The sequence below is a fragment of the Bacillus cereus group sp. N21 genome, from assembly GCF_016483395.1.
In the GTDB taxonomy this organism is placed as follows: Bacteria; Bacillota; Bacilli; order Bacillales; family Bacillaceae_G; genus Bacillus_A; species Bacillus_A pseudomycoides.
Window position 1 is genome coordinate 23114 of record NZ_JAEHBX010000023.1, and the last position, 12831, is coordinate 35944.

Here is a 12831-nt window from a genome sequence, read left to right on the forward strand (position 1 = left end):
CGTATGAAATGCACAGTAGAGTCGGACTCTACTGTGCATTTTGCTATGCTTTTCTTTTTAGAAATAGGAGGTAAAAGATGAAACGTACAAGGCTTATTACAGAAGGGGCAGTTTTGTTAGCTGTATATGCAGTTTTACTTTTAACGTTCTTGTATGTACCTGTTATAAGTATGGTTGCAATATTTGCACTTCCATTGCCTTTTCTATTGTTTATGGTAAGGTATCCGTTTTCTAGTACATGTATGCTGTTTGGAGCATCGATTCTTGTTACTATCATTATTAGTTCGCCACTTAGTCTTGTGAATACATTCATGTCAGGCATAATAGGCATCTCTTTAGGATATATGTATAAGAAGAAAAAAGGACCAGCAGAAATATTATTGGTAGGAACGCTTGTATATTTGCTTAATTTTGTACTAGTTTATGTAGCGAGTATACAATTTTTTAACATAGATTTTCTTAAGGAAATGCAAGATATGTTCAAACAAGGAATGGAACAAAGTGAAAAAATAATGAAGGCAGCGGGTGCGCCAATTAACCAAGAGCAAAATGATTTATTAGGGCAATTTAGTGATATGCTTCGAATTCTTCTGCCAAGTTTGCTTGTAATGGTTTCTTTAATATATTCTTGGATTACAGTATTAATAGCGGGGAATGTTTTAAAGAGATTAAAGTATGCGATAGAGCCATGGCCTAAGTTTAGGGATATGCGATTGCCAAAAAGCATTGTCTGGTATTATGTAGTATTTATTTTACTTTCAACATTTATGAAGGTGGAATCAGATTCATATGTGTATATGGCATTTTCTAATCTATATGCCATCTTTTCATTGCTGCTCCTATTCCAAGGTTTTTCATTTATAGCCTTCTTTGCGCATGTAAAAGGTTATGCAAAAGCGATCCCTATTCTCAGTTTTATCGTATGTATGATTATTCCAATGTTGTTTCCACTAGTAACAATCTTAGGTATAATTGATTTAGGCTTTTCGTTACGTTCTAAAATACAACCAAAATAAGCAAAGACGAGAGAAGGGTATATGAGCTTATTATATGACGTAAGCTTTTAATGGAAGTTTAACTTTGGGGCGTTTAATCTGTTCAACTGACCATTGATGGAAATTGAATGATTTCCTATTTGTGTTAGTTTTACTTTATAGGAGTTGGGTACATGCCTGAATTTTATAAGAGACAGCGGTTTTTATATCCTGTTTATGTATTAGCTTTTTTTATGCTTGTGCTTATTACCATTCTCGGTTATTTGCACTGGATAATGGGAATGGCCGCTTTTTTTATTTTTTGTATTGTTCTCTTTTTTGTAATTCGATTTGAGCTAGCCTTTCAGAGGAATTTTGAAAAGTATACAACGGATATGATTACAAGAGTAAAGAAAGTAAGTAATGAAGCATTTAATCAAATGCCAATTGGTATTTTGTTATACAATAAGGATTATGGAATTGATTGGGCAAATCCTTATTTGTCCTCTTGTTTGGGGCAACACTCTTTAGCAGGATGGCATTTGTATGATGTATCAGAAACATTACTCCTCTTTATTAAAGGAGAAACTGCGGATGATATTGTATCTTTAAATAATCGTAAGTTTCGTGTGTTTGTAAGGAAAGAAGAAAAGTTAATTTATTTCTTCGATGTAACAGAGCAAACAGAAATTGAAAAAATGTATGAGGATCAGCGTACAGTTCTCGCGATTATTTATTTGGACAACTATGATGAAGTTACACAAGGTTTGGATGACCAATTGCGTACGAACATCACGAGTCTTGTGACATCACGTCTAAATGAGTGGGCTATCAAATACGGTGCATATTTAAAACGAGCTTCTTCAGAGAGATTCTTTGTTGTGTTAAATGAAAGTATTCTGGCACAAATGGAGAAAGGAAAGTTTGATATTTTAGATCAAGTGCGTGAAGAAACATCAAAACGAAATATTCCACTTACGTTAAGTATTGGTGTAGGATCAGGCGACTTATCTTTATCAGAGCTTGGTGCGATGGCACAATCGGGTTTGGATCTTGCTTTAGGGCGAGGTGGAGATCAAGTTGCGATTAAACAAGCGACAGGTAAAGTGAAATTTTATGGTGGCAAGACAAATCCAGTGGAAAAACGCACGCGTGTACGTGCACGGGTTATCTCTCATGCATTGAAAGATTTAGTATTAGAGAGCAGTAATGTTATTATAATGGGTCATAGAGCTCCTGATATGGATGCGATTGGGGCGGCCATTGGAATTTTAAAAGTAGCACAGTTGAATGAGCGTGAAGGGTACATTGTACTAGACGAGAATGACTCTGATAAAGGTATTAAACGTTTAATGGATAAGGTAAAGCAAAATGAGGATTTATGGTCTCGTTTTATTACACCACAGCAGGCTATGGAATTTGCAACAGACGATTCATTGCTTGTCGTTGTTGATACACACAAACCATCAATGGTGATGGAGGAAAAGCTTTTGTATAAGATTGAAAATGTAGTTGTGATTGACCATCATCGCCGTGGTGAGGAATTTATTGAGGATCCTCTTCTTGTGTACATGGAGCCATATGCGTCTTCGACAGCTGAACTTGTAACGGAACTTCTTGAATATCAGCCGAAACGTTTGAAAATGACAATGTTAGAAGCTACAGCATTACTTGCAGGGATTATAGTGGATACGAAAAGCTTTACATTCCGGACAGGTGCCCGTACATTTGATGCAGCTTCTTATCTACGCTCGCATGGAGCGGATACAGTACTTGTACAAGAATTGTTAAAAGAAGATATGGAGCAGTATTTACGAGTTGCAAAAACAATTCAAAATGCTTACATTTATAAAAATGGAATTGCAATTGCGAAAGTAGACGGCGATGAATATTATGATCAAGTATTAATCGCACAATCAGCTGATACGTTGCTGACAATGACAGGAGTAATCGCATCTTTTGTCATTGCAAAACGTGGGGAAAGCTTCATCGGAATTAGTGGGCGTTCTTTAGGCGAAGTAAACGTGCAACTAATTATGGAAAATCTAGGTGGCGGCGGACATTTAACGAATGCAGCTACACAAATGAAAAATGTAACAGTAGATGAAGCTCAAGATAAACTTCAATTTGTTATTGATGACTATTTACAGGGAGGCACACAATCATGAAGGTAATTTTTCTAAAAGACGTAAAAGGTAAAGGGAAAAAAGGAGAAATAAAGAACGTACCAGATGGTTATGCAAATAACTTTTTACTAAAACAAGGATTAGCTGCGGAAGCAACAAATAGCAGCATGAAAACGTTAGAAGCACAAAAACGTAAAGAAGAAAAAGATGCAGCGGCTGAACTTGAGAATGCGAAAGAGTTAAAAGAAACTCTAGAGAAATTAACTGTAGAATTAAAAGCAAAGTCTGGTGAAGGTGGTCGTTTATTTGGTTCTATTACAAGTAAACAAATTGTAGATGCGATGCAAAAAGCACATAATATTAAGCTTGATAAACGTAAGTTTGAAATGGACGATGCAATTCGTTCATTAGGATATACAAACGTAACTGTGAAATTACATCCACAAGTAACCGCGACAGTAAAAGTTCATGTTAGTGAACAATAAAAATAAGTTTGGCAAGGAGGATTGCGCATGAGTGACGTACTTGCTGATCGTACCCCTCCGCATAATATAGAGGCTGAGCAAGCGGTTTTAGGTGCGATATTTCTTGATCAAGATGCATTAACTTCAGCTGCAGAACTGCTAATGCCGGAATCTTTCTATCGAACAGCACACCAAAAGATTTTTGAAGTTATGCTTAAACTATCAGATAAAGGAGAACCTATTGATTTAGTTACCGCAACAGCAGCGCTTGCTGATCAAGGGTTGTTAGAAGAAGTTGGTGGTGTTTCTTATTTAGCTGAATTAGCGGAGGCTGTTCCGACAGCGGCCAACGTAGAATATTATGCACGCATTATTGCTGAAAAATCACTTTTGCGTCGTTTGATTCGAACGGCAACTCATATTGTTTCAGATGGATATGAGAGAGAAGATGATGTGGAAGGTCTTTTAAATGAGGCGGAGAAAAAAATATTAGAAGTATCACATCAGACAAATGCAAAGGCATTCCAAAATATTAAGGATGTTCTTGTAGATGCTTATGATAAAATTGAACTTTTGCATAATCAAAAAGGTGAAGTTACAGGAATACCAACTGGATTTACTGAATTAGATAAGATGACAGCGGGATTTCAACGTAATGATTTAATCATTGTGGCAGCTCGTCCTTCAGTGGGAAAAACGGCATTTTCACTGAATATCGCGCAGAATGTGGCAACTAAAACAGATGAAAATGTAGCAATTTTTAGTTTAGAGATGGGTGCTGATCAGCTTGTTATGCGTATGCTTTGTGCAGAAGGAAATATTGATGCACAAAGGCTTCGTACTGGCTCGTTAACTTCAGATGATTGGGCAAAGCTGACAATGGCAATGGGAAGTCTTTCGAATGCTGGAATATATATTGATGATACGCCAGGAATTCGAGTTAGTGAAATTCGTGCGAAATGCCGCAGATTAAAGCAAGAACAGGGACTTGGAATGATTTTAATCGATTACTTACAGCTTATTCAAGGTAGTGGGAAATCTGGTGAAAACCGTCAGCAGGAAGTATCTGAAATTTCCCGTACATTAAAAGGAATTGCGCGTGAGCTACAAGTTCCTGTTATTGCCTTATCTCAGCTCTCTCGTGGTGTTGAATCTCGTCAAGATAAACGTCCGATGATGTCTGATATTCGTGAATCAGGAAGTATTGAGCAGGATGCCGATATTGTGGCATTCTTGTATCGTGAGGATTACTATGATCGCGAAACGGAAAATAAAAACACGATTGAAATTATTATTGCCAAGCAACGTAATGGTCCAGTAGGTTCTGTAGAGCTCGCATTCGTGAAGGAATTTAACAAATTCGTAAACTTAGAGCGACGTTTTGACGATGGACATGCGCCACCGGCATAGTAGAAGTATAAAAAAGAAACACATTTCTTATAATAAGATGTGTTTCTTTTTTTTATGAATAAAAAATAGGGCTTTCATCGTGTGAATAAAGAATTCTTACGAACGAAATTGATAAAAGATAAAAAAATGTTCGTTTTTAAATTGACTTCTCTTTTCATTTTGGTACAATTATATTGTTTGAAAAGTTCGTTTGAAAATTGCGGAGGTGCTTGAATAATGTCTTCAGTAGTAGTTGTAGGAACACAGTGGGGCGATGAAGGAAAAGGTAAAATTACTGATTTCCTTTCTGAACATGCGGAAGTAGTTGCAAGATATCAAGGTGGAAACAACGCAGGACATACAATTGTTTTCGGCGGTGTTAAGTATAAATTACACTTAATTCCATCTGGTATTTTCTATAAAGAAAAAATTTGTGTTATCGGAAACGGTATGGTAGTAGATCCAAAAGCATTACTTGTAGAATTAAAATACTTACACGATCGTGGTGTAAGCACTGATAATTTACGTATTAGTAACCGTGCGCACGTTATTTTACCTTATCACTTAAAACAAGATGAGTTAGAAGAAGAGCGTAAAGGTGATAACAAGATCGGTACAACGAAAAAAGGTATTGGTCCAGCATACATGGATAAAGCTGCTCGCGTTGGTATTCGTATGGCTGATCTTTTAGATCGTGAAGCATTTAAAGAAAAGCTTGAACGTAATTTAGCAGAAAAAAATCGTCTATTTGAAAAAATGTATGATGCAGAAGGATTTAATGCAGATGAAATCTTTGAAGAGTACTTTGAATATGGTCAAAGAATCGCGCAATACGTATGCGATACATCTGTTGTATTAAATGATGCGCTAGATGAAGGACGCCGCGTATTATTTGAAGGTGCACAAGGCGTAATGCTTGATATTGACCAAGGTACGTACCCATTCGTTACATCTTCTAATCCAGTTGCTGGTGGTGTAACAATCGGTTCTGGAGTTGGTCCTTCTAAAATCAATCGTGTAGTAGGTGTATGTAAAGCCTATACAAGCCGTGTTGGTGACGGTCCATTCCCTACTGAACTGCATGATGAAATTGGTCATCAAATTCGTGAAGTTGGTCGTGAATATGGTACAACAACAGGTCGTCCACGTCGCGTAGGTTGGTTTGACAGCGTTGTTGTAAGACATGCACGCCGTGTGAGTGGTTTAACAGATTTATCTTTAAACTCTATCGACGTATTAACAGGTATTCCAACTGTGAAAATCTGTATTGCATATAAGTATAATGGAGAAGTTCTGGATGAAGTTCCAGCAAACTTAAACATTTTAGCAAAATGTGAGCCTGTATATGAAGAGCTTCCAGGTTGGACAGAAGATATTACTGGTGTAAAATCATTAGAGGAGCTTCCTGAAAATGCAAGACATTATGTAGAGCGTGTGTCTCAATTAACAGGTATCCAACTATCTATGTTCTCTGTTGGTCCAGATCGTAATCAAACAAACATCGTTCGTAACGTATACGGTGTTTAATTGATATAAAATTGGTTTATTTAAGAAAAAACTCATGTAAACATGAGTTTTTTCTTATCTTGTATAAAAAAATATAAAAAAGGTATTGCAAAAACAAAAGTTATTATGTTATGATAAACCTTGTCGTCACGAAAATATGACGTTGGTGAGTATGAGCCATTAGCTCAGTTGGTAGAGCATCTGACTTTTAATCAGAGGGTCGAAGGTTCGAGTCCTTCATGGCTCACCATTTTATTTTTCGTGGCCCGTTGGTCAAGTGGTTAAGACACCGCCCTTTCACGGCGGTAACACGGGTTCGAATCCCGTACGGGTCATATCTTTTATATATGTTTTGTGGTCCCGTGGTGTAGTGGTTAACATGCCTGCCTGTCACGCAGGAGATCGCCGGTTCGACCCCGGTCGGGACCGCCACTTTTGTTTATACCACCATTAGTGGTTTTATATATATATGTTTTGGCTCGGTAGCTCAGTCGGTAGAGCAGAGGACTGAAAATCCTCGTGTCGGCGGTTCGATTCCGTCCCGAGCCACTCTCAGGATATTAAGTGGGCCCACTTAATATCCTTTTTATATTCTTCAATTTTACAAATGAGAGTAGTTATTTTACAATAGAATGAGGAGCCTCTAGCAGTTGAAGCTAGGGGTTTTTCTGTAGATTGTATAGTGTTCCACTTTTATGTGGATCATACGTGATTCTATGAGAATAGAGGAGAAAATACTCAAACAAGGGCTACGAATGTTTGATTATACGCTATACAGATAGCTGTGCATGTTTGAGGATGATTGACCATATTTTTATTAGGAGGAAACAAACAATGATGGGAAAGAAAATCTTAGTCGTTGATGATGAGAAACCGATTGCAGATATTTTAAAATTCAACTTAGAAAAAGAGGGCTTTGAAATTGTGATGGCGCACGATGGTGACGAAGCTATTGAAAAGGCAAATGAGGAACAACCAGATATGGTTTTATTGGATATTATGTTACCAGGGAAAGATGGGTTAGAGGTTTGTCGTGAAATACGAAAAAGCTCTGAAATGCCAATTATTATGCTAACTGCAAAAGATTCTGAAATCGATAAAGTATTGGGATTAGAGCTTGGAGCAGATGATTATGTAACAAAACCATTTAGTACGCGTGAATTATTAGCACGTGTAAAAGCAAACTTGCGTCGTCATCAACAAGGTGGCTCAGCTGAAAAAGAAGAAAATACAGAAATGGTTATTGGACCAATTGTGATTAATCCAAATGCGTACAGTGTAACGAAAAGAGAAGAAAGCATTGAACTTACACATCGTGAATTTGAATTACTTCATTATTTGGCGAAGCATTTAGGACAAGTTATGACGCGTGAGCATTTATTACAAACGGTTTGGGGCTACGATTATTTTGGAGATGTACGTACAGTAGATGTAACAGTACGCCGTTTACGTGAAAAAATTGAAGATAACCCAAGTCACCCAACTTTAATTGTAACAAGACGCGGGGTAGGGTATTACTTGCGTGATCCAGAGCAGGAATAGTATATGAAGAAAGTTGGTTTTTTTCAATCGATTCATTTAAAGTTTGTGCTTATCTATATGCTATTAATTTTGATAGCAATGCAGGTTATTGGTGTATATTTTGTTCGTGAACTGGAGAAAAGTCTCGTGCAAAGTTTTAAGGATTCATTAACACAACAAACGAATTTACTGTCTTATAATTTGAAGCAAGAGTTTACAAAAGAGCGTGAAAAAACAGATCCCTTAGAAGATGCACTTAAAACATCAATTACTGACTTCGCATCAGACCGGAAAAAGGATATTCAAGAAGTACGTGTGATTGACCCAAACAGGCGTCTATTAGCGATATCTAATTCATCTAAGCAAGGTATGGTAGGGAAAACAATAACAGACATAACAGTGCAAAGGGCTATTGTACAAAAAAAGGCTGAAGGAAAGATTGAGAAAGATGGAAAAACCGGTCATCGTGTTCAAGTTATGGCTACCCCAATTGAAGGAGAGAAGGGGAAAATAATTGGTGTCATTCACATCGTTGCTTCTATGGAAGATGTTTATAAGCAGATGAAGGATATCAATCAAATTTTTGCAACAGGGACAGTGATTGCTTTATTAGTAACAGCAGTTCTAGGAATTTTATTAGCTCAAACAATTACAAGACCAATTTCAGATATGCGAAGACAAGCAATTGAAATGGCAAAAGGAAATTACTCCCGTAAGGTAAAAGTGCACAGCCATGATGAAATTGGTCAATTAGCACTAGCGTTTAATAATTTATCAAAAAAATTACAACAAGCACGTTCTTCGACTGAAAGTGAAAGACGTAAGCTTTCGTCTGTTTTATCTCATATGACAGATGGTGTAATTGCTACTGATCGAAAAGGGGACATTATTTTATTGAATGATCCGGCAGAAAAGATGTTAAACGTTTCACGTGAAACGGCATTAGATCAGTCTGTTTTAGAAGTGCTAGGCATTCAAGAGGAATTTACACTCGATCATCTATATGAAGAACCAGATTCCGTTTTATTAGATTTCAGTACGCGAAATGAACCGTATATCTTGAGAGCTAGTTTTTCTGTTATTCAAAAGGAAACAGGGAAAGCAAATGGTTTAATCGCTGTGTTGTATGATGTAACAGAACAAGAGCGAATTGACCGTGAGCGCCGGGAGTTTGTAGCAAATGTATCACATGAACTACGGACGCCGTTAACAACGATGCGTAGCTATTTAGAAGCGCTTAGTGAAGGGGCATGGCAAGATCCTAATATCGCACCGCAATTTTTAACAGTTACACAAGAAGAAACGGAAAGAATGATTCGACTTGTGAATGCATTGTTGCAATTATCTAAATTAGATAGTACAGAACATCGTTTAATGAAAGAATGGGTAGACTTTACTGATTTCTTTAATAATGTTATCGATCGTTTTGAAATGTCGAAGGAACAAAATGTAATTTTCAAGCGTTCATTCTCTAAGAAATCTCGATTCATTGATATGGATGCTGATAAAATTACACAGGTTTTATACAATATCATTTCAAATGCGTTAAAGTACTCTCCTGAAGGTGGAACAGTAACATATCGCCTGCGCGATCGAGAGGATATGTTAGAAATTAGTGTGAGTGACCAGGGAATGGGTATTCCAAAAGAAAATGTAGAGAAGATTTTCGAACGTTTTTATCGTGTAGATAAGGCGCGTTCAAGACAGATGGGTGGAACAGGTTTAGGTTTAGCCATTGCTAAGGAAATGATTGAGGCGCATGGTGGATCTATTTGGGCAAAAAGTGAGGAAGGAAAAGGGACAACCATTTATTTCACCCTTCCAATGGCGAAGGAAGAAGAGGACGATTGGGAATGAATATGGAAAACTTTAAAACCATTGTCCTTATTAACTTAGTTGTCATTAGTCTGTTTCTTACTTTTAATTTATGGACTTATGTACCTGATTCTAATTCATTGCAGAGCACAAAATTTGTTCCAGATAACGCAACAGCACCGAAACAAGATGTTTCAAATGTAATTGTCCCATCTTCTATGATTGTTCATAAGGATAACAATCATTTTGTAAGTGAAAAGAAAAGTAATATTAATTTATTATATACTTTTATTCAAAAAGGGGAATTGCACGATTTTAAGGATATTACAAGCTCTATATCTAAAGGTGATTTCCTCTCTTATGTGCACGGGGAAGGCAAGATTGAAATTGTCTTTCCGACAGAGGTTCCGTTTGATGCGATTAGGAGCGTATTAACAATTAAAGATAAGAAATTGGATATGTTGAGTTTTGATCGTATTGTTGTTGATCCTTCTAAAAGTCGTGATCAAAATATTGATGTGAATTTCGTTTCTTATAGTACTCGTAAAGTGTATAAAATGACATTAACAGGTGTGAATCTAAGGGACATTATAAATGCACAAAATCAATTTTTAGCTTTAGCAAGACCGTATTTTGCGTATGAAATAAATGATACGAAAAATATATTTTTACCAGATGGTTCAACAGAAATGCAGAATTTAATATATTTTGCGCGAGTCATGGAAGTGGAATCATTTAAAAATGCACTATTTAGTGATCCGCGTTATGTGCAACCTTTTTCTAACGAAATAGAGGATACATATACAGATGGCATTCGTCTTATGCGAATAAACAAACAGAATCGAATGCTAGAGTATACAAATTCATCTGTATCTGGTGGTCCACCTATGAATGGTACCTCTCTTATGCAGCGGAGTTTTGAATTTGTTAATAGTCATAGTGGATTAACTGATGCTTATCGATTTGACTATATAAATTCTAAAGGGACTAAAGGGACAACCAAATTCCGTTTGTATGAAGAAGATTTGCCAGTATTTAACCGAGAAGGAATGACCGAATTAAGGCAAGTATGGGGATCAGAAGAATTAATTAGTTATAGACGCCCATTATTTAAATGGTTGTCAATTGATAAAGATGGAGAAACAACGCTTCCAACTGGTCGGACGGTTATCCAATCCCTAGAAAAAAATTCGAAGATAGCTAAAAATTTGATTCAAAACATTGGAATAGGTTATAAATTAGTACCGGAAGTTGAGCAAAACGGACAAATTACAAATATAAAGTTAAAGCCAATTTGGTACGTAATTTATGGTGAAGATCATCACGCATATGAGTGGAGTGAAGAGAAGGAGGGAGAGCTAATTGGATTGGAATCGGATTAAAACAATATTTATTGTTACCTTTTTTATTTTAGACCTCTTTCTCGTTTTTCAATTCATTCAAAAACAAGATAGTAACCAATTAGAGCTCATGGCAGAAACAAAGGTGGATCAGCAGTTAAAAGATGATAAAATTACCATTGGTGATTTACCAAAAGAACCAAAGAAAGATTCCTTTATTACAGCGAAAAATAAGGAATTTAAAGAAGAAGATATACGTTCTTTAAAAAATCAAACAGTTACTTTACGAGATTTAAACACAATTGAAAGTAAATTAAAGGAACCATTGTTAAATGCAAAAACACTTTCTAAAGATAAATATAGTGAGTTCTTGAAAAACTATGTGCTAGATGGTCAGAAATATGAGTTTGGTAAAGCAGAAGCAACGAAAATCTATTTCTTTCAAAAGTATAAAGATAAACCTATCTTTTATAATGATCATGGGATGATTGTTGTGGATGTAAATGAGAAAGGTGAATTTATTTCGTATACACAAACAATGTTAACCGATTTAAAAGAGATGGGTGAGAATGAAAAAGCAAAAGAGCAAGAGATTATTACCGCTCAAACAGCTTTAGAAAATTTATACTTTAAGACTGAAATAAAAATAAAACAAAATACACATTTTAAAGAAGCACAGATTGGATATGCAACTCTTGTAGCATCTTCTGCTTCTAATATACAAGTGCTTGCTCCGACATGGAATTTAAAAACAGATCGAAAAGTAGATTATTTTGTGAATGCCATTGAGGGACAAGTTATTAAGTTAGGGAAAGAAAAGGAAAATGAAAAAGAAAAAATAATGGAGTGAGCAGAAATGAGTTTGCATTTTAGTGTACTTGCAAGCGGCAGTACAGGAAATGCGCTATATGTAGGGACCGAGAAACAAAAATTGCTCATTGATGCAGGCTTGAGTGGAAAAGCGACAGAAGCCCTATTTCAGCAAGCTGAATTGGATATCCAAGATATATCAGGTATTCTTGTCACACATGAGCATAGTGATCATATTAAAGGTCTCGGCGTTTTAGCACGTAAATATCAGTTACCTGTGTATGCAAATGAAAAAACGTGGAGCGCTATGGAACATTTAATTGGTAACATCCCAACTGATCAAAAATTTGTTTTCTCAATTGGCGATGTAAAAACATTTGGAGATATTGAAGTGGAATCATTTGGCGTTTCTCATGATGCGGCAGAGCCAATGTTTTATGCATTTCATCATAATGGTAGAAAATTGGTCCTTATTACAGATACAGGTTATGTAAGTGATCGTATGAAAGGTATCATTAAAGGAGCAAACGCATTTGTGTTTGAAAGTAATCACGATGTTGAAATGCTTCGTATGGGGCGTTATCCATGGAGTATAAAACGACGCATTTTAAGCGATGTGGGTCATGTTTCTAATGAAGATGCAGCACTTGCAATGGCTGATGTTATTACAGATGAGACGAAACACATTTATTTAGCGCATTTGAGCTTAGATAATAATATGAAAGAACTAGCACATATGTCTGTTGCACAGGTGCTAGAGGAAAAAGGTTTTGCAGTTGGGGAAGCGTTTGAGGTACATGATACGGATCCAAAGGCACCAACGAAAATTCAATACGTATAATTCTTGATTTTAGTAAACAATAAAGGGGAATATAGTTGTTTTCGG

The 12831-nt window shown here is 36.3% G+C and carries 10 protein-coding genes and 4 tRNA genes; all 14 read left to right on the top strand.

Features of this window, described 5'->3' with window-relative positions; translation table 11 throughout:
* Positions 1-77: 77 nt before the first annotated feature.
* The 14 genes from JDS96_RS14720 (at position 78) to JDS96_RS14785 (ending at position 12786) form a co-directional block, all read left to right on the top strand.
* Entirely contained in the window at positions 78-1016 is a 939-nt protein-coding gene (locus JDS96_RS14720; protein ID WP_199667236.1) for a YybS family protein, read from the top strand.
* A gap of 152 nt (positions 1017-1168) precedes the next feature.
* The gene (locus JDS96_RS14725) at positions 1169-3142 is read left to right on the top strand and encodes a DHH family phosphoesterase (RefSeq protein ID WP_199667237.1); all 1974 of its coding nucleotides are present in this window, start codon (positions 1169-1171) and stop codon (positions 3140-3142) included.
* The gene (rplI, locus tag JDS96_RS14730; RefSeq protein WP_199667238.1) at positions 3139-3585 is read left to right on the top strand and encodes a 50S ribosomal protein L9; all 447 of its coding nucleotides are present in this window, start codon (positions 3139-3141) and stop codon (positions 3583-3585) included. The genes JDS96_RS14725 and rplI overlap by 4 nt, the downstream gene beginning before the upstream one ends.
* 27 nt (positions 3586-3612) lie before the next feature.
* The gene (gene dnaB / locus JDS96_RS14735; protein ID WP_199667239.1) at positions 3613-4974 is read left to right on the top strand and encodes a replicative DNA helicase; all 1362 of its coding nucleotides are present in this window, start codon (positions 3613-3615) and stop codon (positions 4972-4974) included.
* A gap of 216 nt (positions 4975-5190) precedes the next feature.
* Complete coding sequence (locus JDS96_RS14740; RefSeq protein WP_003202567.1) at positions 5191-6480, top strand: adenylosuccinate synthase; 1290 nt, start codon at positions 5191-5193, stop codon at positions 6478-6480.
* Positions 6481-6633: 153 nt separating this feature from the next.
* Positions 6634-6709: transfer RNA gene (locus JDS96_RS14745), tRNA-Lys, on the top strand.
* Positions 6710-6722: 13 nt separating this feature from the next.
* A tRNA-Glu gene (locus tag JDS96_RS14750) sits at positions 6723-6794 on the top strand.
* Between the two features lie 21 nt (positions 6795-6815).
* Positions 6816-6891 (top strand) — tRNA-Asp (locus JDS96_RS14755).
* Positions 6892-6935: 44 nt separating this feature from the next.
* A tRNA-Phe gene (locus tag JDS96_RS14760) sits at positions 6936-7008 on the top strand.
* Positions 7009-7293: 285 nt separating this feature from the next.
* A complete protein-coding gene (walR, locus tag JDS96_RS14765; protein ID WP_000971870.1) occupies positions 7294-8001 on the top strand; it encodes a cell wall metabolism DNA-binding response regulator WalR in 708 nt (235 codons plus the stop codon).
* 3 nt (positions 8002-8004) lie between these two features.
* The gene (gene walK / locus JDS96_RS14770; RefSeq protein WP_199667240.1) at positions 8005-9837 is read left to right on the top strand and encodes a cell wall metabolism sensor histidine kinase WalK; all 1833 of its coding nucleotides are present in this window, start codon (positions 8005-8007) and stop codon (positions 9835-9837) included.
* Positions 9834-11177 (top strand): YycH family regulatory protein, encoded by a 1344-nt coding sequence (locus JDS96_RS14775; protein ID WP_199667241.1) that lies wholly within the window; start codon positions 9834-9836, stop codon positions 11175-11177. The genes walK and JDS96_RS14775 overlap by 4 nt, the downstream gene beginning before the upstream one ends.
* Positions 11158-11985: a two-component system regulatory protein YycI gene (locus JDS96_RS14780; protein ID WP_018764832.1), complete on the top strand. Its 828-nt coding sequence runs from the start codon at positions 11158-11160 to the stop codon at positions 11983-11985. Before JDS96_RS14775 ends, JDS96_RS14780 begins: the two co-directional genes overlap by 20 nt.
* A 6-nt stretch (positions 11986-11991) precedes the next feature.
* Positions 11992-12786 (top strand): MBL fold metallo-hydrolase, encoded by a 795-nt coding sequence (locus tag JDS96_RS14785; RefSeq protein ID WP_199667242.1) that lies wholly within the window; start codon positions 11992-11994, stop codon positions 12784-12786.
* Positions 12787-12831: the final 45 nt, after the last annotated feature.